This window comes from Sphingomonas sp. 320_CC (genome assembly GCF_059691795.1).
This window is the reverse complement of sequence record NZ_JCAWAE010000001.1, coordinates 574,292-596,901: the sequence shown is the minus strand read 5'-3', so window position 1 is coordinate 596,901 and position 22,610 is coordinate 574,292. Positions and strand designations below refer to the sequence as shown.

The window sequence follows — 22,610 nt, the reverse complement described above, 5'->3', positions numbered from 1 at the left end:
GATGCCCGTCACGCTTGATGCCGCGCTTGCCGAGGTCTCCGCGGAGATCGACCGGCAATTCGACCAGCTGCTGACCATTCCGGACGATCCGCGCGGCGACCTGTACCGCGCGATGCGGCATGCGGCGATCGGTGGGGGCAAGCGGCTGAGGCCGTTGCTGGTATTCGCGACCGCCAATCTATTCGACGTGGCACGCGAATGTTCGGCACGGGCGGCGACGGCGATCGAGGCGATCCACGTCTATTCGCTGATCCACGACGATCTGCCGTCGATGGACGACGACGACATGCGCCGCGGCAAGCCGACCGTGCACAAGGTGTTCGACGAGGCGACCGCGATCCTGGCGGGCGATTGCCTGCACGCGATGGCGTTCGAGATCCTGGCCGATCCGGCAACGCACGCCGATCCGTTCGTCCGCATCGAACTGGTCATGGACCTCGCGCGGGCGTCCGGGCCAAACGGCATGGCCGGTGGCCAGAAGATGGACATCGAGGCTGAGAATACGCGCTTCGACCTCAACACCGTGACCCGGTTGCAGCAGATGAAGACGGGCGCGCTGATCTCGGCGTCGGTTGAGGCCGGCGCGATTCTCGGGCGGCTGCCGCCGGAAGGTCGCGTGGGCCTGCGTGGCTACGCGCATGACCTGGGGCTGGCGTTCCAGATCGCCGACGACCTGCTCGATGCCGAGGGCGACGAGGCGGTCGTCGGCAAGTCGCTGCGCAAGGACGAGGTGGCGGGCAAGGAGACGTTCCTGTCGCTGCTCGGGCCCGAGCGCGCGCGAGAACAGGCGCGGATGCTCGTCGACCAGGCGGTCGCGCATCTGCACAGCTTTGGCAAGGAAGCCGACCTGTTGCGGGATATCGCCCGTTTTGTGCTCGAACGCGACCGCTAGAACTACAACCGGGGAGATCGGCATGACGGCACGGATTGGGGTTTACCCGGGGACCTTCGATCCCGTGACTCTGGGTCATATGGACATCATCCGGCGCGGCGCGAAGCTGGTCGACCGGCTGGTGATCGGCGTCACGACCAATCCGTCGAAGTCGCCGATGTTCACGATCGAGGAGCGAATGGCGACGGTGCGCCGCGAGGTCGCGGACGTCGACGGCGATATCGAGGTGGTGGCGTTCGATTCGCTGCTGATGGACTTTGCCGAGCGGCAGGGGGCGAAAGTGATCGTCCGGGGCCTGCGTGCGGTCGCCGATTTCGAGTACGAGTATCAGATGGCGGGGATGAACCAGCAGATCAATCCGCGCGTCGAGACGGTGTTCCTGATGGCCGACGTCGCGTTGCAGCCGATCGCGAGCCGGCTGGTAAAGGAGATCGCACTGTACGGCGGGAATATCGCCAAGTTCGTGCCGGAGTCGGTGCGCGAAGAAGTCGTAGCGCGAGTCGAGAAGATCGGCCGCAAGGGCAGCTGATCTCCTTCTCCCCTCCTCGGAAGGGAGGGGTTGGGGTGGGTCGGGTTCCGCTTGGTCGAACGTTTGAGGCTCAAGCGAGCCTACCCACCCCCGGCCCCTCCCTTCCAGGGAGGGAAGCAGTGATCCCCATCACGTTCAGATTGGCGCAAGCGGGGATTTGCTCTAAGTGGCGGCAGCCTGGTTGCGCCGGGCCTCTTTCGAGTGGGAATTTGATGCGCTTTTTCGTCGGAATGTTCGCGTTGCTCGGGTGCCTGGTCACGGTACCGGCTGGTGCAGCGCAGAAGAAGGAAGTCGTGGCGCCTGCCGTTCGCGCGACCCCACCCCTGACCACGGATACGCAGAACCTGCTGCTGCTCGATCTGTCGACCGGTGGGCGCGTCACGATTTGGCTTCGGCCCGACGTCGCGCCGCTGATGGTCGAGCGGATCAAGACGCTCACCCGCCAGCATTTCTATGACGGCCTCGCGTTCCACCGCGTGATCGACGGCTTCATGGCGCAGGGTGGCGATCCCAAGGGCGACGGCACCGGCGGCTCGACGCTCCCCGACGTGAAGGCGGAGTTCAACTACCTGCCGCACGTCCGCGGTGCCGTCTCGGCCGCACGCTCGGACAAGGAGGACAGCGCGAACAGCCAGTTCTTCATCGTCTTCCAGCCGCGCCTGAGCCTTGACAAGAAATACACCGTGTTCGGTCGCGTGCTTGACGGGATGCAGTATGTCGACGCGATCGAGCGTGGCGAGCCGCCGGCGAACCCGTCGCGGATCGTCCATGCGTATATCGCGGCGGACAATCCCCCGGCGTATATGGCTGGGCCGCCTGCCCCCGCGCTCGGTGCACCGGTGACGTTGCCGGGCACGGCTTCGGGGCCTGACGCTGCCAAGCCAAAGCTCGCGCCGGCCGCTCGCAAGGCGCCGGTAAAGAAGGCTCCTGCAAAGAAGTGACTTCACGTTGAACGTCGACCTTTTCGACTTCGACCTGCCGACCGACAACATCGCGCTCCGCCCCGCGGTGCCGCGCGATGCCGCGCGGATGCTGGTGCTCGAAGGTGATCGCACCACGGATGCAGGCGTATCCGACCTGCCGTCGCTGCTGCGGCGTGGCGACATGCTCGTGTTCAACGATACGCGCGTGATCCCGGCGCAGCTCGACGGGCGACGCGGCGATGCCAAGATCGGCGCGACCTTGCACAAACGCGAGGGGCCGCGACGGTGGCGCGCGTTCATTCGCAATGCGCGGCGGTTGCGCGACGGCGACGTGATCGAGTTCGGCAACGGCGTCAGCGCGGCGGCGGTCGATCGCGAGGACGATGGGAGCTACGCGCTGGTGTTCGCGGGCGACGAGCCGGTCGAACTGCTGCTCGAACGCGCGGGTCACATGCCCCTGCCCCCGTATATCGCCGGCAAGCGTCCTACCGACGAACGCGATGCGGACGATTACCAGACGATGTTCGCGTCCGAGCCGGGAGCGGTCGCAGCGCCGACGGCGGCGTTGCACTTCACGCCAGGATTGATGGCGGCGCTCGAGGCGGCGGGGATCGGTCATGCGACGCTGACGCTGCATGTCGGCGCGGGGACGTTCCTTCCCGTGAAGGCGACCGACACCACCGAGCACAAGATGCACGCCGAATGGGGCCGGATCGATGCCGCCACGGCCGATCGGCTCAACGCGGTCCGCGCGAACGGTGGTCGCGTGATCGCGGTCGGGACGACGTCGCTGCGGCTGATCGAAAGCGCGACCGGCGAGGACGACGTGATCCGCCCATTCGACGGCGACACCGCGATCTTCATCACGCCGGGCTACCGGTTCCGCGGCATCGACGGCTTGATGACCAATTTCCATCTGCCGCGCTCGACCTTGTTCATGCTCGTGTCGGCGCTGATGGGACGTGAGCGTATGCAGGCGGCGTATGCGCATGCGATCGCCGGGAAGTATCGCTTCTACAGCTATGGCGACGCCTCGCTTCTGCTGCCATGACGGGCGGCATGCTGCTCGTACTCGCTTTGCTCCAGGCCATAGTTGCCGCGCCGCCGCCCGCTGGCACGCCGCAACCGCCCGCGACGATTTTCGCCGAGCCCGCCGCGCTGTTCATCGCCGCGTGCGATGCGAACGGTGATGGCCGCGTGACGCAGGCCGAACTGACTGCGGGCATCGCGCGGAGCTATGCCACCGCTGAGGGGGCTGCCACTGGATCGATCGGGTACATTGCCTTTGCCGACTGGGCGCAGGCGTGGCTCGGCGATCGCAACGCGTTGCCGAGCCCGTTCGAGGTCGATCGCGATGGCGACAACCGGATCACGCTGGCCGAACTCCAGGCGCGGTTCGCGCAGTTCTTCACGCGGTTCGACCGCGACAAGGATGGCGTGCTGACCCGCGCCGAACTCATCACCATCCGCGGCGCGCCGGCCGGCGATCGCTACGGCATCCGCAAGAAACGTTGATATGACTCGTCCCCGCTTCGACTTCACCATCTCCGCCACCGACGGCAAGGCGCGCACCGGCGTCATCGCGATGCAGCGCGGCGACATCCGCACGCCTGCGTTCATGCCGGTCGGCACCGCGGCCACCGTCAAGGGGATGAAGCCCGCCGACGTTGTCGGTGCGGGCGCGGACATCATCCTCGGCAACACGTATCACCTGATGCTGCGGCCGGGGGCCGAGCGGGTTGCGCGGCTGGGTGGTCTGCACGCGTTCTCGGGCTGGTCGAAGCCGATCCTCACCGATTCCGGCGGCTATCAGGTTATGAGCCTCGCGGACCTGACCAAGCGCTCCGAAGAAGGCGTCTCGTTCAAGTCGCACCTCGACGGCACGCGGCACCTGCTCAGTCCCGAGCGGTCGATCGAGATCCAGCGGCTGCTCGGCTCGAACATCGTCATGGCGTTCGACGAACTGGTGCCGACGACGTCGACGCGAGAAGTGCAGGCCGCGGCGATGGAGCGATCGATGCGTTGGGCGAAGCGGTCGCGCGCCGCGTTCGATGCAGGCGAAGAGCATGCCGAGAACAATGCGATCTTCGGGATTCAGCAGGGCGCGTTGAACGAGGGCTTCCGCAAGTCGTCGGCGGATGCGCTGATCGATATCGGCTTCGACGGCTATGCGGTCGGGGGGCTCGCGGTCGGCGAGGGCCAGGAGGCGATGTTCGGCTGCCTCGACTTCGCGCCGGACCAGTTGCCGGTCGACAAGCCGCGCTACCTGATGGGCGTCGGCAAGCCCGACGACATCGTCGGCGCGGTCGAGCGCGGGATCGACATGTTCGATTGCGTGATGCCGACCAGGTCGGGCCGCACCGGCCAGGCCTTCACGCGCACCGGCCCGATCAACATCCGCAACGCGAAGTTCGCCGAGGATATGGGGCCGCTCGATCCCGCCTGTCCCTGCCCGGTCTGCGCGACCTGGGGCCGGGCGTATCTGCATCATCTCGTCCGGTCGGGCGAAATGCTTGGCGCTATGCTCATGACGGAGCATAACATCTGGTTCTACGAAACGCTGATGGCGGATCTGCGGGCGGCGATCGCCTCGGGGACGCTGACGCAGTTCGCGAATGATTTCCGTGGCGTGTATGCCCGGAAGAGTGAAGGAGAGCCCAAGTGACGATCAAGATCGACAGCGACACCCCGAACGAAATCCTTGTCGCCGCCAAGGAGGCGAAGCTGCAGGCCGAAGCCGCCGCGCATAACGCCGCGGAGAAGGCCAAGAGCTGGCCGCTCGCGAAGATCGGCCTGGGCGTCGGCATCGGCTCCGCGGCGATCGCGGGCGCGGTGCTGTTCGCGAACCGCAACAAGTAAGGATCCCGATGCGCCTCCTCCGCTCCGCTTTGCTGCTGACCGCAGCTTCTTTCCCGGCAGCGGTGGGGGCGCAGACCGCACCTGCCCCGACGCAGGTTTCGGTGAAGCCGCTCGCCTATACCGAGCGCACGCTGCCGAACGGCCTGCGGGTGTATGCGATCCGCGACACCGGCACGCCGAACGTGTCGGTGCAGGTCTGGTACGACGTCGGCTCCAAGGACGATCCCAAGGGCAAGTCCGGGTTCGCGCACATGTTCGAGCATCTGATGTTCAAGTCGACGCGCAACCTGGTGTCGGAGCAGATGGACCGGCTGACCGAGGATGTCGGCGGCTACAACAATGCGTCGACCAACGACGACTATACCAACTATTACGAAGTGATCCCGGCGAACCACCTCCAGCGGCTGCTGTTCGCGGAAGCCGACCGGATGGCGAGCCTCGTCGTCGAGCCCAAGAGCTTCGGCTCGGAGCGTGACGTCGTAAAGGAGGAGCTTCGCCAGAGCACGCTCTCGCGGCCGTACGGAAAGCTGTTCTCGCTCTATTATCCGGCGCTTGCCTATACGACGCATCCCTATGCGCGTGGGACGATCGGCAGCCTGGAAAATCTGGAAGCCGCCGGGATCGATGACGTCCGGGCGTTCCATGCGACCTATTATCGGCCGGACAATGCGATCCTAGTCGTGTCGGGCAACTTCGATCCGGCGCAGTTGAACAGCTGGGTCGACCAGTATTTCGCGGGGATAAAGAAGCCGAGCGCAGCAATCCCGCGCGTGACGGTTGCCGAGCCTGCGCGGACCAAGGCCGTGACGCGCACGGTGTACGAGCCGAACACGCCGCTGCCTGCGGTGTTGGTCAGCTATCATGTGCCGGCGGACCGCGATGCGGATATCGCGGCGTTAACGGTGCTGAAGGCGGTGCTGGCGACCGGCGAGAGTTCGCGGCTGTACGAGAGCGTCGTGTACCGCGACCAGCTCGCGCAGTCGGCCGAGGCGTTCCTCGATACCAAGCAGGCGACCGGCAACATGGTCGTCTACGCGATCCTCGCGGGCGGCAAGACGGTCGAGGCGGGTGAGGCTGCGTTGAAGCGGGAGGTCGCTCGGTTCCGCGATGCGCCGGTGACCGCGGCGGAACTCGCGGAGGCGAAGAACGAGATCCTGACCCAGTCGATCCAGTCGCGTGAGACCGCCGAGGGCAAGGCGAGCACGCTGGCGTCTGCGGTGCTGGTCGACGGCGATCCACAGGCGGCTGACAAGCAATTGGCGGCCATCGCGCGGGTAACGGCGGCGGATATCCAGCGGGTTGCGCGGAAATACCTCGGCGACAACCAGTCCGCGACAATCCGGTACATGCCACTCGCGGCCAAGCCTGCGGGCGGTGTCGCGGATGCGATCACGGTTGCACCGACGGTGCAGGTTGCCGACCTGAAGGCGCCGGCGAATATCGAGATCGTGACGCCTGCGCCAGAAGGGCAGCGGGTCCAGCCGCCGGCGCCAAGCGCACCGGTATCGCCGACGATCCCTCAGCCGGTCGAAACGCGTCTAGCGAACGGCATGCGGCTGGTGACGGTGGAGCGGCACGAACTGCCGATCGTCACCGCTTATCTCGTAACCGCGGGTGGCGCGGCGACCGATCCCGCGAACCGCGCTGGCGTCAGCAGCCTGTCGGCGGACCTGCTCACCAAGGGTACGAAGACGCGTTCGGCCACGCAGATCGCGCGTGCGATCGAGGGGCTTGGCGGTGCGATCGGCAGTTCGGCTGGCAGCGATGGCGCAGCGGTCGACGTGACGGTGAAGTCAGACCAGCTCGCGCCGGCGATGGCGATCCTCGCCGACGTCGCGATCAACCCGGCCTTTGCGCCCGAGGAGATCGAACGCGCGCGAACGCAGCAGGTCGACGCGGTGACGCTGGCGTTGAAGGATCCGGCGCAGGTCGCGGGTCTGGTTGCGGATCGTGCGGTGCTCGGGGCGTCGCCCTATGGTGCGCCTAACGGGGGCACGCCGCTGTCGCTGAAGGCAATCACGCGCACCGACATCACGGCAGCGTATGCGCGGAGCTTCCAGCCGGGCCAGGCAACGCTGATCATGGTCGGCGACGTCACCGCGGCGCGTGCCAAGGCTTTGGCGGAAGCGCAGTTCGGCGGTTGGAAATCAGGCGCCGCTCCGTCGGCCACCGCGCCGCAGGTGACGTACCCGAAGCCGCGTGTGATCGTCGTCGACATGCCCGAAGCGGGTCAGGCCGGCGTCGTGGTTGCGCGTCCTGCGATCGCGCGGTCGGATGCACGCTATTATCCGCTCGCGGTCGGCAATACCGTCCTGGGCGGCGGCTTCTCGTCGCGGTTGAACCAGGAAATTCGGATCAAGCGCGGGCTGGCCTATGGCGCGGGCAGCGGGCTCGATGCAGGGAAGACGCAAGGCACGGTCGCCGCGCGGACTCAGACGAAGAACCCGACCGCTGCCGAAGTCGTCACGCTGATAGCGGCCGAGATGACGCGGATGGGGACGTCCCCCGTGCCGGCCGCAGAACTCGACACGCGCAAGGCCGTGCTCGTCGGCAATTTCGGGCGCGGGATCGAGACGACGTCGGGCGTTGCAGGAATCCTGGGCGCCTATGTTCAGAATGGCGTGCCGCTCGGTGAACTCCAGCGCTACACCGGTGCGGTTGGCGCAGTCGATCCGGCGGCGGTACAGGCCGCGGCGGTCGCCTTGCTCGATCCGAAGGCGGCGAGCATTGTCGTGGTCGGTGACGCCAAGCAGTTCATCGAACCGCTGCGCAAAGCCTATCCAAACGTCGAGGTCATCCCCGAAGCCGCGCTGAAGCTGGACACCGCAACCTTACGGTAAGCGATTGCTGCTACGGATCCAGTCCGTCCCGCGGTGGGACGGGCTGAATCCGTGCGCGATCGGTCCGGCCAAATCGGCTATGCCCGGCACGACAGGCAAGTACGAGGAAAGCGATTGCGCGTTAGGTTGCAGACGGTTCGGTTGATGAAACGCATCTGGGCGACGATGGTCGTCACGTTGTTGATCATAGGTGCCGGAATCTCTGCCCACGCCGCGCTCCGGGCAATGTCGGCGCGTGAAGCGGCGAGCGACCGCGCGAGTGCCGCATCTTCGGTAAGGGTTTCAGCCCCTGCCCCTGCGCTGGCCGAGCAGGAAATCGCCGCCCCTGCGGCGGGTGTTACGGGGACCATCGACCTGCCCGATCTGCCGATCCCGGCCGGTGCGACGCTCGACGCGGGTATTGTGCCCGCACGGCCCTTCTCGATGGCACCCGCATCGGCACTGGACCGCGACCGTGCGCTGCAATGCCTCACCGCGGCGATCTATTACGAAGCCGCATCCGAGCCCGATGCCGGCCAGCAGGCGGTCGCGCAGGTCATCCTCAACCGCGCCCGGCATCCTGCCTTCCCGGGAACGGTATGCGGCGTGGTGTACCAGGGCTCGGAACATGCTGGCTGCCAGTTCAGCTTCGCCTGCGACGGCGCGATGACGCGCGTGCCGGCGCGTGGCGCGTGGGTCCGCGCTGCGCGCGCGGCAGGCATGGCGCTGGCCGGCTATGTCTACGCACCGGTCGGGTTGGCGACGCACTATCATACCTACGCCGTGACGCCTGCTTGGAACCGGAGCATGGTGATGACCGATGTCGTCGGTGCGCATTTTTTCCATCGGTGGAAGGGGTATTGGGGTACTTCAGCCGCGTTCAACCAGCGCTATGCTGGCGGCGAACCGGTGCCGGGGCCGCATATGTCCGTGCAACCGATTGCGCCGCCCACACCGCAGATGATTGCAGCCGCCACGGCCGGTGCTGTCTCCGTCCCGGTGCCGGCTACGGTGGTAGCGACTGTTGCGCAGGCCAAGCCCGTTACTCAGGCACCGGCAATACCGGCTGCTTCCGATATGCTACCGCCAGAGTCGCAGATTCTCGACCGGTGGAAGGATTCGGGTAAGCCACTGAAGTAAGTTGCGGCAACCTTCCACGGTGCTGCGTAAGCGGCCTCGGAATTGACGTTCCTCAGAAGTTGTTCACGCAGAGACACAAAGAAAAACCCGGGTGCATCGCTGCATCCGGGTTTCCGTAATCATCGAACCTCGAAGATCCGGCCTATTCGGCGGGGACCATCGACGGGGTGCCGATCATCATGCGTTCGCCACCGGGGGGGGCGGCTTCGCGAGCGGCGCGGAGGATCTGGGTGCGTTCGGCGCGTGAGGCCATGTCGTCCCATGCCTTTTCGGCACGGCGGCAGCGATCGCGCACGTTGTCGAGGAGGGCGGCATCGCCGTTGCGACGCTCTTCATCAGCGCGGGCCCGGTAAAATTCTGGATTATCGGCCATGCTGGTGCGCTCCTGCGGGAAATTTCAAAGGGGTGATGCGGCGACCATGATGGCCGCCGCATCGCAACCGAGATCAGGTTGGCGGACAATAATCCGCCAGCGAGATCAATCGGCTGGCTGGAGGTTCACGGCCGACTGCTTGCCACGCTTGTCGGGCTCGAGCTCGTAGGTGACGCGCTGGTTCTGGTTCAGCGTCGGCATGCCGGCGCGCTCAACCGCGGTGATGTGCACGAATGCATCGTTGCCGCCGCCATCCGGCGCGATGAAGCCATAGCCCTTGTCGGCGTTGAAAAACTTGACGGTTCCGGTGATAGCCATGAAGTGGCTCCTTCTTAGTAGAGAGTAACCCGACGTTCGGGCGACCCGTGCCGCGGAGCAGGGAAAGAAGGAGAAAGGTGCCGCAAAGCGCCAAGAACCGTCGATATGCGACTGTAGCTGAGCGCTATATGGGCCAAGACCGCCCGAATTGCAAATCTTGCCGGTAAACTGGGTCAAGAACTGCGTCGATTTACGCAGATTTTATTTTCGCGTGCGCCGCCATCGACGACGATAATTTAGATCGACCGGCGCCGATATTTCGACGCCGGTCGAGGGATTTAACGGCAGCGGGTGTCGTTGCTGGAGCGATCCACCGCACGCCCGGCAAGTGCGCCGCCGGCCGCACCGAGGACAGTGCCGAGCAGGCCCGAGCCACCGGGGGCAATGACGTTGCCGAGCACGCCGCCGGCGACTCCGCCGACAATCAGGCCAGTGGTGCCGTCGTTGCGGCGGCAATAGTAACGGCCGTCATTGCCGCGATAGACGCGGTCGTTGCGCGACAGGCGGCGCTCGCGATACCGTGCATCGTCGCGGTAATAGCGACCGGCATCGTAGCCGCCGTAGGCGGGATCGACGCGGTTATAGTCATAGGAACGATAGCGCGGGTCGACGCCGTAGCGGCTGCCCCCGTCGCCAACGCAACCGGCGACCATGGTGGAGGCGGCCAATAGGCCCAGCATCGCAACGCGCATTTCGTGTCCTTTCAGAGGGTTGATACTGAAGGCGTAATGATCAGCGCCGGCATTTGGTTGCCGGCGCCTGCGCTCCCTCTATTTCAGATTGGGGATCAATCCTTGAGGTTGGCGGGCACGGTGCCACCGTTCTTCTCCAGCTCGCGCATCACGGCCTTGATCAGCCACATGTTCATCTCGGCGCTGCCGTCCTTGGCACCGGTATAGCCCAGCTCGGTGGCGAGCTCCTTGCGGTTGTCGAGGCTCGAATCGAGATCGAGCAGCTTCATCAGGTCGACGATCGAGGTGCGCCAGTTGAGATCGGAGCCCTTCTTCGAGGCGATGCCCGAGAGGACGGCCTCGACGTCGACCGCCTGAGCGGGCGCGGCGGGCGCGGCCTGCGGAGTCGGGGCGGCGGGCGTCGGTGCAGGCTGGGCGGCCGTAGTCTGCGGCGCGGGCGCGGGCGCCGGTGCGGGCGCAGCCTTGGGCGTGCCGAAATGGCCGCTGCCGAGCGGGCCGTGCTCACCGAAGATGGCGGACTTGATCTTGCTGAAGATGCTCATGGGGGTACTCCGTTGACTATGCGTATGGCGGGAGAACGCCCGGTGGCGGATTTGGGTGCAGCGTCCGCAGGCGTCGGCGTCAGATTGGGTGCGGTGTGCGATTGGCCGGGCGATTGGCCGGGCGACCGGCCGGGCGACTGGCCGGGACCGGCGCCGGACGAAGCGCCGTTACCGGGTTCGGGGTCAGGCTTTCTCGGGCGATCCGGGTCGAAATTGCGGGCCAGCGCAGCGACGCGCGCGATATCGGTCGCGGCGACCGCGTCGACCTCTTCATCCTCGATGAGCCCGCAGCTCACCGCATAGCCGATGAACCAGCTGTCGCGGTCGGCGCCCTCGACGACGACGCGCTCGGCGGTCTCTCGGTCGTACGGCGCATCGAGGATGATCGCCTCCTCCCGGGAACATTCGCGGCTGTAACCGTCGTCGCCGAAAATGCCGCCATTGCCTTCGTCGAAGTCGCTCAGCGGCGGGAAGCGGGTGCGCCAGGCACTGGTGAACTCGTCCCACCAGACCGGGCATTCGCCGTCGGGTCCGCCCGGTTCGACGTCCGGAAGTGCAGAAAGTGCAGACGCTGGCGCAGGTTTGGCGGGCGCAGGTTTCGGGGGCACAGGCTTCTGAGCGGGTTCGGGTGCGAGACTGAGCAGCCCGGCGGCCTCCGCGCGCGCCCATTGCTCGGCGGTCCAGCCGGCGCGGGCGGCGGGATCGAGATCGGCGACGTCGATCTCCGACGCGAGGCCGGCGTTACTGCGAAGCCAGCGGTCGGCGCGGGCGAGCGCGACGATCGGCGCCAGCCCTTCCCCTATTTCGGTCGAGCGGACGCGTTCGCCGAGGAACAGGCCGGCGCGCGCCGGGCCGGCATCGCGCTCGACGAGGTCGAGGAACGCGTCGAACTCGGTCGCGATCAGGCGGGCGGCGGCGTTGGTGGTCTCGCTCTCCTCGGCATGGCGATCGAGCCGGGCGAGCAGCGACATGGCGAGGCGGTTGTCGAAGCGGTGGCGTTCGATCACGTCACCGTCGGGCTTCGTAAGACGCTCGATCTGGCCGACCATCGCGCGGCAGAACAGCGCCTCGGCGACGATCGGCCGCGCGACGAGCTTGGCGGCGTCCCAGCCGAGCGCGAACGCCGCACCCGATGCGCGGCGGCGCAGGCTGTACGCGGCGCGTGGCGACAGGCCGACGCTGGCGGTCGCCTCGTCGACGGTGGCGCCCTCGGCGATGCGTTCGAGAAAGCCGCGCTGGCGCTCGGGGGACCAGCCGTCGATGCGCTGGCGATGTTGCCGCGTGAAGGAGTCGATGGGCGGCGCGTTGACACCCTGGTCCTGGAGAGCGGCGGTCACTTGCGCATGGTCCGGGCGAGCGCGGTCCAGCGGTCTCGGTTGGCGGCGATCTCGGGCGAGACCGGCATGCGGGTGCCGATCCGGCCGGCGTCGACATGCGCTTGCCAAGCCATGACGTGGCGGACTGCGTCTGGGAGGTGGTCGGGGATCGGGGGTTCGTAGCGCGGCCTGGGGGCGGGGATGGCGCGCGTTGCGATGTAGCACGGGGGCGGGTCGGCCGAGGTGGGTGCGTTCGCCATGATTGATCCTCGTTGCGGAGAGGACCGATCAGGTATGCCGGATCGGGGTGTGTAGGACAGCGGTTTTATGGGGTGGCCTCGTCCTAAAGCCCTACCGTCATCCTGACGAAAGTCAGGACCCAGGGTTACGAGGTATGGCGCTTTTGGCTCTGGGTGCTGACTTCGTCAGGATGACGGAAGGGGGTTGAGGGCGTGGCGTGGGTGATGGAACCAGTGCTCATCGATCTCGAACACGCGTTAGCGCGATCCGACGCCCTCCTTGTTCTCCCGCGAAGGCGGGAGCCCAGTCTGGATCCCCGCCTTCGCGGGGAAACAGGCTTTCTTGCCCGAAAGAGTACCCGTCGAAACCAGTCCAGGTGACGGAGCGAAGGGGTGGCGTCGGGATAGACCTAGGCCGTCCGGCTCTCCTCATCCTCCCCCGCCAAGGGGAGGTGGCACCGCAGGTGACGGAGGGGGAGGACACGGAACCTGCGTCTTCGCCCCCTCCCCCTCCGTCTGACAAGCGCCAGCCACCTCCCCCTTGCGGGGGAGGATCAGGAAGGCGCCTCAGCCGAGCGTCGAGCCGCGATCCGCGGCGAACGACGGGGCCGGGCCGGTGGCGGGGCGGAGCGACTCGCGCTCGGCCTTGGTGGGGACGGCCGTAGGATCGGGGCGGAAGGCGTCCGGCGCGCGATCGGTCGCACCCGGGCGGGGCTTGTCGAGTGCGAGATCGGGCGCGGCATGCTCGGCGGGGTTGGCCTTCGAGCGCAGGAACACCGCCAGCAACGCACCCCCGAGACCGATCGCCGCGGCCCCGATCGACAGCGCGTTGATGCCGAACGTCTTGGCATTTGGCTTGGGGCTGGGGGCAGGCTTGTGCGGGTGAGGCTTGGTCATCGTTAGATCCATTATGTGGTTGCGCTCGATTTAACAAACTAGGCTGTCGGCGTGTTCCAGCGAAGGGCTTGACCACAACGCTTACGCCCCCCAACCTCCTGAGACTGGGCAAAATAACGCTATACCAAGGCAGAACATTTAAAATCCGCGCTGCCAAGCAGATTTAAAGAATATAACGCCCTAGCTTTTGTAACAAACTAACTCGACCATCGACATAGCTATAGGGGTCGCACGGCCCGATACTGGAGTTTTTATGGCCTCATCAGCAATAATGGCAGCAGCTGGCGCCCAAGCAATAAAAATGGCTGACTCCGCACTGGATAAGTCATCTGAAAAGATATTAGCGTACCTTACCGATAAAACTAAGGATGCCCGTGACCTTATAATCGCTGAATTTAGAATCGGATTTCAGGTTTTTATCCAGTCTTCGTATGAACGTTGCCGCACGTACAAGACTCTCCTGAACCCATACGTCCCACTTCCAGTTCTTGATAACTACATTCATGTCGATGTACTAATCGGCGACAAAAAATTTACCGACGATACTTTGATTGAGGGCATTAGGCCTAATGCGCGCGTTATCGTCACCGGCCTAGCAGGCGGCGGCAAGAGCATGCTTATGAAATATATGTCCCTCAAAATATCAGACACTAAGTCTGGGCTGTTACCTCTTTTTATCGAACTTCGGCGATTTAACGCTGAACCAGCGACAACATTAGAAGCCCTAATCATAGAGGCAATGCGCGTCGACGCCTCAAAAATCACCGCCGAACAATTCTCAATTGGTCTGAAAGCGGGAGCTTTTGCGGTAATATTGGACGGTTTTGATGAACTGAAAGATGATACAGCAAACTGGGTCGAGAAAGAGATATTAAGGTTTGAGGGCTTTCATCCAAAGACTGCCATCATAGTTTCTTCCCGACCGAGCCATCGATTCGAGTCTTGGGAGCGATTTTATCGTGCTAGCGTTCTGCCATTAACAAAGCCAATGGCAATTGATCTGATCAATTCTTTTAGATACGACAGTGGTGTAAAATCCCGGTTCCTTGATCGGGTAAAGGCCGATTTGTGGTCGACGCACGAGTCGTTCCTGTCGTCACCGCTACTCTGCACAATAATGATGCTCACCTTCGAAGAATTTGCAGAAATCCCGACAAAGATGCATGCATTCTATAGCCAAGCGTTTGACACTCTTTTTCAGCGACACGACGCCCTTAAATCTCAGTTCAACCGAGAAACAAAAACTGGTCTGACAAGGGATATTTTTCGGCGGTGCGTATCTTCGTTTTGTGTGACGTCGTACCTGGACGAAAAATATACGCTAACCGAAGATGTAGCGGTAAAACATTCAGATGCAGCAGTTCGCTTTGTACGCCAATCTACCGGACTGCAACTACGCGGTGTGACCGGAGAAAATTTGGTCAGCGACTTGGTGAATTGTGTAAATGTCCTTCAACCCGACGGGCTGGAATTAACTTTCGTCCATAGGTCATTTCAAGAATACTTTGCAGCACTATTTGCTGTAAACTATCATGATAGTCGCTTTCCAGCGCTTCTAGACAGTTTTTCATATCGATTTGGCGATTCATCGCTCTCTATGGCATTTGATATGGCAAGAGAAAAAGTTGAAACGGAATGGGTTCTCCCGAGGTTGACTTCCAAGCTTCAAGAAATAGCTGACCTCACGGAACTTTCCCACCAAGTAAGGACTGTCTACACCACGCTCTTTTTTGGCAAAGGCCCCCGTGGAAAGATTTACCTCTATTCCGATTTTCATAACAAAGACTTTGGCTTCATCTACGCATTATGCAAATTATATCCAAAACAATTAAGTAGTAGTATCTGGTTCAAACCAATCGATAAAATGATCGACCCGGCATTACTCCAGGGAATGCACATACCCGGCAATTCGACCAACGATGAAACATTCACTGCTTGGTTAGATACCGCGCATGATCGGGACGAGCCATCACGGTTTTTAGCAGACTTGTCTGCCGGCAGCGAATGGTTGGAAAAGCTGGGCCTTTCTGATTCCATAGCAACATTTCTTCGAGAGGGTCCAAAAATCATAAACGCCATACTTCAGCGGGAGAAGCGAAGAACTTCGGTAATGGACGCTTTCCTATCCAACTCAGGATAGCCGTAAGAGCTATCCATTAATTACCCGCTTCTCCAGCAACGGCGCCAGATACTTCCCCGTAAAGCTGCCCTTCGCCTTCGCGACCTTCTCCGGCGTGCCTTCGGCGACGATCTCGCCGCCCTTGACGCCGCCTTCCGGACCCAGGTCGAGGACCCAGTCGGCGGTCTTGATGACGTCGAGATTGTGTTCGATTACCACCACCGTATTGCCTTGCTCGACCAGCGCGTGGAGGACTTCCAGCAACTTCCGCACGTCCTCGAAGTGGAGCCCGGTGGTGGGTTCGTCGAGGATATACAACGTGTTGCCGGTGGCGCGGCGCGAGAGTTCCTTGGCGAGCTTGACGCGTTGCGCTTCGCCGCCCGAGAGCGTCGTCGCCTGCTGGCCGACCTTGACGTAGCCGAGGCCGACCTCGACCAGCATCGCCATCTTGTCGCGGATCGGGGGGACCGCCTTGAAGAACTCGGCGGCGTCCTCGACCGTCATGTCGAGCACGTCGGCGATCGAATGGCCCTTGAACTTCACCTCGAGCGTCTCGCGATTGTAGCGCGCGCCGTGGCAGACGTCGCAGGTGACGTAGACGTCGGGGAGGAAGTGCATCTCGATCTTGAGCACGCCGTCGCCCTGGCACGCCTCGCAGCGGCCGCCCTTGACGTTGAAGCTGAAGCGGCCGGGCTTGTAGCCGCGCGCCTGCGATTCCGGCAGGCCGGCGAACCAGTCGCGGATCTGCGTGAAGCTGCCGGTGTAGGTGGCGGGGTTGCTGCGCGGGGTGCGGCCGATCGGCGACTGATCGATGTCGATGACCTTGTCGAGATACTGGAGGCCGGTGATCTTGTCGTGCTTGCCCTGGACGATGCGCGCGCCGTTCAGCTCGCGCGCGGCGGCGGCGTAGAGCGTGTCGATCGTGAAGCTCGACTTGCCCGAGCCGGAAACGCCGGTGATGCAGGTGAAGGTGCCGAGCGGCAGGCTGGCGGTGACGCCGCGCAGGTTGTTGGCGACCGCGTTGTGGACGGTGAGCTTCTTGCCGTTGCCTTTCCGGCGCGTGGTTGGGACCGGCACCTCGCGCGTGCCGTTGAGATAGTCGGCGGTGATGCTGCCCTTCGACTTGAGGATCTGCTTCAGCGTGCCCTGCGCGACGACCTGGCCGCCGCGGACGCCGGCGCCGGGGCCCATGTCGATGATGTAGTCGGCGGTGCGGATCGCGTCCTCGTCATGCTCGACGACGAGCACGGTGTTGCCGAGATCGCGCAGACGGCGGAGTGTCTTGAGGAGCATGTCGTTGTCGCGCTGGTGCAGGCCGATCGAGGGCTCGTCGAGGACGTAGAGCACGCCGGAAAGGCCGCTACCGATCTGCGACGCGAGGCGGATGCGCTGGCTTTCGCCACCGCTGAGCGTGCCGCTGGTGCGGTCGAGGTTGAGGTAATCGAGGCCGACATTGTTGAGGAAGCCCAACCGCTCGACGATCTCCTTGAGGATGCGTTCAGCGATCGCGTTCTGCTGGTCGCCGAGATGCTGCGGCATGTCGGTGAAGAAGGCGAGAGCATCGACCACCGATAAGTGGGTTGCGTACGAAATGTCCTTCATCGCGATCTTGACCGCGAGCGCTTCGGGCTTCAGGCGCGCGCCGCCGCAGACTTCGCAGGGGGCGGCGGACTGGTACTTGCTCAGCTCCTCGCGCATCCAGGCGGAGTCGGTCTGGAGCATGCGGCGGTTGAGGTTGCCGATGACGCCCTCGAACGGCTTGGAGACGTCGTATTTCTTCTTGCCGTCGATGAAGGTGAGCGTGACGGGCTTGCCCTTCGAGCCGTGCAGGATGGTGCTCTGGACCTCCGGCGGGAGGTCGGACCAGGGCGTCTCGATGTCGAACTTGAATTCGCGCGCGAGGCTGCCGAGGACCTGCATGTAGTAGGGCGACGGCGGGTTGGATTTCGCCCAGGGGACGACCGCGCCCTTCTTGATGCTGAGCATGTGATTGGGGACGACGAGGTCTTCGTCGAACAGCAGCTTCTCGCCGAGACCGTCGCAGGCCGGACATGCGCCCTGGGGGGCGTTGAACGAGAACAGGCGCGGCTCGATCTCGGAGATCGTGAAGCCGCTGACCGGGCAGGCGAACTTCTCGCTGAAGACGATGCGGCCGTCGGGGGCGTTGTTGCCGAGGATTTCGGACTTTGGCGTATGCGGTTCTACCGGGTCGGCGGGGTCGACATAGGCAAGGCCGTCGGCGAGTTTCAGCGCGGTTTCGAAGCTTTCCGCGAGGCGCGTGGCGATCTCGCCGCCGACGACGAGGCGGTCGACGACGACTTCGATGTCGTGCTTGTACTTCTTGTCGAGCGCGGGGGCTTCGTCGATGTCGTGGATCGTGCCGTCGATCCGGACGCGCGCGAAGCCCGCCTTCTGCCACTCGGCGAGTTCCTTGCGGTACTCGCCCTTGCGGCCGCGGACGACGGGGGCGAGCAGATACAGGCGCGTGCCCTCGGGGAGCGCCATGACGCGGTCGACCATCTGGCTGACGGTCTGCGCGGCGATCGGTTCGCCGGTGGCGGGCGAGTACGGGATGCCGACGCGCGCCCAGAGCAGGCGCATGTAGTCGTAGATCTCGGTGACGGTGGCGACGGTCGAGCGCGGGTTGCGCGACGTCGTCTTCTGCTCGATCGAAATCGCGGGCGAGAGGCCCTCGATGTGGTCGACATCGGGCTTCTGCATCAGTTCGAGGAACTGGCGGGCGTAGGCGCTGAGGCTCTCGACGTAGCGTCGCTGGCCCTCGGCGTAGATCGTATCGAACGCGAGGCTCGACTTGCCCGATCCGGAGAGGCCGGTGATCACCGTGAGCGTGTCGCGGGGGATGTCGATGTCGACGTCCTTGAGGTTGTGCTCGCGCGCGCCGCGTACGGAAATCTTGGTCAGCATGAGGCTGGTTCTACTTCTGTTCTGATCGGGAGACTAGTGGGAGAGATAGGAATGCATGAGGCCGGGTGCCAGTTCATCCGGGACGATCGATTGCGCAGCCGATTGCGCGACGGGCGATCAAGGCGTCGACGCGGCTTGCAACCAGGTGGCGTATTTTGGAGAACCGGCGAACGTGACGGGGTGCAAGGGGATGATGCGATGACGAGTATTTCCGGATGCCGCTGATGCTGGCGCTGGCCGCCGCTGCGGCGCTGGCGGAGCCCACGGCCGCGCCGTTGACTCCGGCGAGCAAGTGGAACGTCGATTATGGCGCGACCGCCTGCATGCTCGGCCGCACCTATGGCACCGGCAAGGCGGAGACGATTCTCGCGCTTCGTCGGCTGCCGCTGGCGTCGACGCTCGAGCTGATGGTCTACACCAATGATCGTGGCGTAACGATGCGGCTGGGCCAGGCGAAGATCGGCATCGTCGGCGGGGGATCGGATGACAGCCGGTACGAGAGTTATCCGACCCAGGCTTCGGGCAAGCGGATGACGCGCATGCAGGTCGATGCCACGCTGTTCGAAACGCTGCCCGCCGATGCCGTGCTGCGCATCACCCCGGACAAGATGTCGGGCTGGGCGTTCGCGATGCCAAATGCGAAGGCGGCATTCGAGGCCCTGGCCAAATGCAATGATTCGACGGCCAAGCATTGGGGCATCGACCCGACCGAGCGCGCGAAGATCGCCCAGCCTGCCAAGGCGACGACACGGCCCGAATACTGGATCGGACCCGACGATTACCCGAGGACGATCGTCGGCAAGGGTGCGCAGGGGACGTCGACGGTCCTGTGGACGATCGGCCTCGACGGGCGGGTTGCCGATTGCCGGCCCGTGGTGACGAGCGGCGAGGTCGAACTCGACAAGGCGGCCTGCAGCGCGATCATGCGGCATGCGCGCTACACACCCGCGCTTGGCTTCGACGGCAAGCCGATGGTCAGCCACGCGACACAAAAAGTGACGTGGCGATTGCCTGGCACCTGGTCCGGCAACTGATCGACCGTCGCGGCTGGACGGGGCGAAGGCGCCGGGGTTGCACTCCGGTATCGGTGTATTATCTTGTTCGTACACACCGAAGCGGAATGGCACAGAGGACGACATGGGCAAGAAGAAGGACGAGCGAAAGCGGCGCGAGCGCGAGGCCGAGATGGCCGCGGCTCAGGGGCACTCGAGTGCTGGGCATGAGGGCCATGCGCATGACGGGCACAAGCATGACGCGCACAGGCATGAGGGCCGGAAGCACGAGGGTCGCAAGCATGAAGGCGGCGCGCCGTTCGCGGGGATCGCTGCGACAATCGCGCGACAGATGGGGACACCGGTCGGACGCCAGATGATCGCGGCGGGGCTGATGGCCGCGGCGACGGCGATCTCGAAGCATGACGCGAAGTCGAGCGCTCGGCCGACGCCTCCGACGCCCCCTGCCCCGCCTTCCCCTGCCTCGTCCTCGGCACAGGCTGAGCCGGCAGCGTCGAAGGTCGAGCCGGACGTGGCGACGGAGTCGACCAGGCCTCAGGGCAATGGTCCGTTCGCCGGGGAGACGCGGGAGCCGCCACGGAGCGAGACGAACGCGCTGCCGCCGGAGTTCGCGAAGGTGCTGGACTCGGTTACGGTGGGGTTGGAGCGATTGTTCGTCGGGTTCGGCAAGCCGACCGCGAAGAAGGACCCGCCTGCCGCTTGAGTGTGCAGGGCCGCGACGCCGCGCGTGGCGTTGCGGCCCTTTCGGGGCGATCCAAAACTCGCGGCTCAGGCTGCCTTTATGTAGATGGCCGGTTGGCGGCGGTCGCCCTTTGCGAGGTACATCGCGCGGTCTGCGCCGGCGATGAGGTCGACGATCGGCGTGTTGGGCTCGCCCTCGACGACGCCGATGCTGACCCCGAGCGTGCCATGCGTGGCCATGCGCGGTGCCATGGCCTGTGCGAACCGGGTGGCGATACGGTTGCCGATCATGGTCGCGTGCGCCGTCGGGATGTCCGGCAGCACGCAGACGAACTCGTCACCGCCCCAACGGATCAGGTGGCCTTGTCGGCCGACGGCGTCGTGGGCGATCTCTGCAAAGCTGCGGAGCGCGGCGTCGCCGGCGGCGTGGCCGAGCGTGTCGTTGAGCGTCTTGAAGCGATCGAGATCAAGCATCATCACCGTCAACGTGCGCGGCGCATGGCGGCCGGCGAAGGTCTGCGCGATGCGGTCCAGGCCGGCGCGGTTGAACGCGCCGGTGAGCCAGTCGCGCTCCATCTGATCGAGCAGCAGGTTCTGGCCGCGCTCGGCCTGGAGGATCAGGAGCGAGAAGGCGCGGAAGATGATGAAGGCGATCTGCCCCGCCGCGAGCCAGGCGCCGAGATCGTCGTGACGACCGGTCAACTGCGTGCCGATCCGGTCGCCGTAAGCCAGCCAGGCGCGACCGAGGAACATCGGTATGGTGACCGCGAACAGCGCGGCGACGATCCAGCCGGTCTGTAGCGAGTCACGGCGCGCGAGACGGATGGCGACGATCACCACGACGAGGTCGAACCCGGCGCGGATGACGCTGAGATAGGCGACGCGGAGGTGGAAATGCGCCGGGTCGTGCGTGAACCAGAGGGGCAGGCCAAGGACCGCGGCGGTCGCCAGCATCGACGTCAGGCGCGCGTCGGGGCGGCTGAACTTCACGACCGCGCCGGCGATCAGCGCATAGCCCATCACCACTGCGGGGTTGCCGATGCTGGGCGCCAAGGGGAGACCGATCCGATCGTTGAGCACCGCCATCAGTGCGCCGCACCCGGCGATCAGGTGGCCGGCGCCCCATAGCCCTGCCCAGGACCCGAACCGACCGGTCGCGAGGGGGATGAGGTGGATGAACCCGGCGACCAGCATGCCGAGGCCTGCGACGACGTAGAGAGTGGAGAGATCGAGCGCCACGGAGACCTGCTTGTTCGTTCGTTGCGCGGACTAATAGGTTGGCTTTGCTAAGGATTGGTTCCGGTTGGGGTGGGGAAGGAAATTTGCGTGTTTTGGTTTGGGTGGGTTGGGGGTTGTGCGCGGGTGGCGATGAGGGGCGGGGCGGTGCCCAGGCGATAGGCGATGCCGAGGGCGGATGCGGTGGGTGTGCCAAGAATGTTTCCCCGCGAAGGCGGGGACCCAGACTGGGCTCCCGCCTTCGCGGGAGAACAGGGAGGCGGGCGGTATCGTTTGGGGCGGAGTGGCTCTGGCTTGACCGACGTTGTCGGGCGTTTCGTGCACGCCACTCCAGATTGCGCCCAGTTGTTGCGCCCCCTCCCCCGTCATCCCGGCGAACGCCGGGACCCATGGTCGCGGACCGGGCGATGGTGGGGCGATATCGCTGGGTCCGCCGTAACCGTGGGTCCCGGCGTTCGCCGGGATGACGGAAGGGGGTGTAGGTGGGTGAGTTTGAAAGGATTCCGGAGCTTAGGGCTTGGTGTGGGTGATGCCGTCAAAGACCTCGCAGATCGTGAGCTTGCGGCGGTTCACGCTGCCACTTGATCGCGCCCCCGCCCCCCTAACCTCCTTCCCCTACCCCTCTTACCCCCCCGTCATCCCGGCGGACGCCGGGACCCATGGTCGCGGACCGGGTCATGATGGGGGATATCATTGGGTCCACCGCAACCGTGGATCCCGGCGTTCGCCAGGATGACGGAAGGGGTGTGGGTTGGTGAGTTTGAGAGGGGTGCGGAGCTTGCGGCTTTGGAATGGGTGATGCCGTCAAAGACCTTGCAGATCGTGAACTTGCGACGGTTCGCGCTGCCGGTTGATCGCGCCCTTGCCCCCTAACCTCCTTCCCCTACCCCTCCTACCATCCCGTCATCCCGGCGGACGCCGGGACCCATGGTCGCGGACCGGATAGTGATGGGGGGATATCATTTGGTCCACCGTAACCGTGGGTCCCGGCGTTCGCCGGGATGACGGAAGGGGGTGGGTTGGGCTTTGCGGGTGGACGGGGGTGTGGCGAACTGGTGAACTGGTGAACTGGTGAACTGGTGAACTGGTGAACTGGT

Annotated in this window: 21 protein-coding genes; 12 read left to right on the top strand and 9 right to left on the bottom strand. The window is 64.5% G+C overall.

Translation table 11 applies throughout. The features are described 5' to 3' along the window. Position 1 precedes the first annotated feature (1 nt). The 9 genes from AC59GX_RS02690 (at position 2) to AC59GX_RS02650 (ending at position 9,162) form a co-directional block, all read left to right on the top strand. Entirely contained in the window at positions 2 to 892 is an 891-nt protein-coding gene (locus AC59GX_RS02690) for a polyprenyl synthetase family protein (protein ID WP_426281079.1), read from the top strand. A gap of 22 nt (positions 893 to 914) precedes the next feature. Next, complete coding sequence (coaD, locus tag AC59GX_RS02685) at positions 915 to 1,421, top strand: pantetheine-phosphate adenylyltransferase (protein ID WP_056060588.1); 507 nt, start codon at positions 915 to 917, stop codon at positions 1,419 to 1,421. A gap of 212 nt (positions 1,422 to 1,633) precedes the next feature. Beyond that, entirely contained in the window at positions 1,634 to 2,362 is a 729-nt protein-coding gene (locus tag AC59GX_RS02680; protein WP_056060592.1) for a peptidylprolyl isomerase, read from the top strand. Between the two features lie 7 nt (positions 2,363 to 2,369). Then, complete coding sequence (gene queA, locus AC59GX_RS02675; protein WP_426281081.1) at positions 2,370 to 3,395, top strand: tRNA preQ1(34) S-adenosylmethionine ribosyltransferase-isomerase QueA; 1,026 nt, start codon at positions 2,370 to 2,372, stop codon at positions 3,393 to 3,395. An 8-nt stretch (positions 3,396 to 3,403) separates the two neighbouring features. Then, positions 3,404 to 3,859 (top strand): EF-hand domain-containing protein, encoded by a 456-nt coding sequence (locus AC59GX_RS02670; RefSeq protein WP_426281082.1) that lies wholly within the window; start codon positions 3,404 to 3,406, stop codon positions 3,857 to 3,859. A gap of 1 nt (position 3,860) precedes the next feature. Continuing rightward, on the top strand, positions 3,861 to 5,009 hold the full coding sequence (tgt, locus tag AC59GX_RS02665; RefSeq protein ID WP_426281083.1) for a tRNA guanosine(34) transglycosylase Tgt: 1,149 nt from the start codon (positions 3,861 to 3,863) through the stop codon (positions 5,007 to 5,009). Then, a complete protein-coding gene (locus AC59GX_RS02660) occupies positions 5,006 to 5,203 on the top strand; it encodes a hypothetical protein (protein ID WP_426281084.1) in 198 nt (65 codons plus the stop codon). Before tgt ends, AC59GX_RS02660 begins: the two co-directional genes overlap by 4 nt. A gap of 8 nt (positions 5,204 to 5,211) precedes the next feature. Beyond that, the gene (locus AC59GX_RS02655) at positions 5,212 to 8,043 is read left to right on the top strand and encodes a M16 family metallopeptidase (protein WP_497300755.1); all 2,832 of its coding nucleotides are present in this window, start codon (positions 5,212 to 5,214) and stop codon (positions 8,041 to 8,043) included. 144 nt (positions 8,044 to 8,187) lie between these two features. Beyond that, complete coding sequence (locus AC59GX_RS02650; RefSeq protein ID WP_426281087.1) at positions 8,188 to 9,162, top strand: cell wall hydrolase; 975 nt, start codon at positions 8,188 to 8,190, stop codon at positions 9,160 to 9,162. Positions 9,163 to 9,304: 142 nt separating this feature from the next. On the opposite strand, the gene AC59GX_RS02645 is transcribed toward AC59GX_RS02650, so the two are convergent. The 7 genes from AC59GX_RS02645 to AC59GX_RS02615 all read right to left on the bottom strand — a co-directional run bounded on the left by AC59GX_RS02645 (position 9,305) and on the right by AC59GX_RS02615 (position 13,539). Next, positions 9,305 to 9,535: a hypothetical protein gene (locus AC59GX_RS02645; RefSeq protein WP_056060610.1), complete on the bottom strand. Its 231-nt coding sequence runs from the start codon at positions 9,533 to 9,535 to the stop codon at positions 9,305 to 9,307. 105 nt (positions 9,536 to 9,640) lie between these two features. Beyond that, on the bottom strand, positions 9,641 to 9,853 hold the full coding sequence (locus tag AC59GX_RS02640) for a cold-shock protein (RefSeq protein WP_031394996.1): 213 nt from the start codon (positions 9,851 to 9,853) through the stop codon (positions 9,641 to 9,643). 278 nt (positions 9,854 to 10,131) lie between these two features. Beyond that, complete coding sequence (locus AC59GX_RS02635) at positions 10,132 to 10,545, bottom strand: glycine zipper 2TM domain-containing protein (RefSeq protein ID WP_156362209.1); 414 nt, start codon at positions 10,543 to 10,545, stop codon at positions 10,132 to 10,134. Positions 10,546 to 10,640: 95 nt separating this feature from the next. Continuing rightward, entirely contained in the window at positions 10,641 to 11,087 is a 447-nt protein-coding gene (locus tag AC59GX_RS02630) for a DUF3597 domain-containing protein (protein ID WP_136189371.1), read from the bottom strand. After that, positions 11,084 to 12,424 carry a hypothetical protein gene (locus AC59GX_RS02625; protein WP_426281088.1) on the bottom strand — a complete coding sequence of 447 codons (1,341 nt, stop codon included), beginning with the start codon at positions 12,422 to 12,424 and terminating at the stop codon, positions 11,084 to 11,086. Before AC59GX_RS02625 ends, AC59GX_RS02630 begins: the two co-directional genes overlap by 4 nt. Next, positions 12,421 to 12,663, bottom strand: coding sequence for a hypothetical protein (locus tag AC59GX_RS02620; RefSeq protein ID WP_426281089.1), 243 nt, complete (start codon positions 12,661 to 12,663; stop codon positions 12,421 to 12,423). The genes AC59GX_RS02625 and AC59GX_RS02620 overlap by 4 nt, the downstream gene beginning before the upstream one ends. 546 nt (positions 12,664 to 13,209) lie before the next feature. Continuing rightward, the gene (locus tag AC59GX_RS02615; protein ID WP_107952071.1) at positions 13,210 to 13,539 is read right to left on the bottom strand and encodes a hypothetical protein; all 330 of its coding nucleotides are present in this window, start codon (positions 13,537 to 13,539) and stop codon (positions 13,210 to 13,212) included. Positions 13,540 to 13,792: 253 nt separating this feature from the next. Between AC59GX_RS02615 and AC59GX_RS02610 the strand changes: the two genes are divergently transcribed. Further along, positions 13,793 to 15,679, top strand: coding sequence for an NACHT domain-containing protein (locus tag AC59GX_RS02610; RefSeq protein ID WP_497300752.1), 1,887 nt, complete (start codon positions 13,793 to 13,795; stop codon positions 15,677 to 15,679). Between the two features lie 9 nt (positions 15,680 to 15,688). Here AC59GX_RS02610 and uvrA read toward each other — a convergent pair whose 3' ends face one another. Next, positions 15,689 to 18,583, bottom strand: coding sequence for an excinuclease ABC subunit UvrA (uvrA, locus tag AC59GX_RS02605; protein WP_426281091.1), 2,895 nt, complete (start codon positions 18,581 to 18,583; stop codon positions 15,689 to 15,691). A 224-nt stretch (positions 18,584 to 18,807) separates the two neighbouring features. Here uvrA and AC59GX_RS02600 point away from each other — a divergent pair, with 224 nt between their 5' ends. Next, on the top strand, positions 18,808 to 19,617 hold the full coding sequence (locus AC59GX_RS02600; protein ID WP_497300751.1) for an energy transducer TonB: 810 nt from the start codon (positions 18,808 to 18,810) through the stop codon (positions 19,615 to 19,617). 103 nt (positions 19,618 to 19,720) lie between these two features. After that, complete coding sequence (locus AC59GX_RS02595; protein WP_426281093.1) at positions 19,721 to 20,299, top strand: hypothetical protein; 579 nt, start codon at positions 19,721 to 19,723, stop codon at positions 20,297 to 20,299. A 65-nt stretch (positions 20,300 to 20,364) separates the two neighbouring features. On the opposite strand, the gene AC59GX_RS02590 is transcribed toward AC59GX_RS02595, so the two are convergent. Continuing rightward, entirely contained in the window at positions 20,365 to 21,516 is a 1,152-nt protein-coding gene (locus AC59GX_RS02590) for a GGDEF domain-containing protein (RefSeq protein WP_426281094.1), read from the bottom strand. Between the last annotated feature and the right edge of the window lie 1,094 nt (positions 21,517 to 22,610).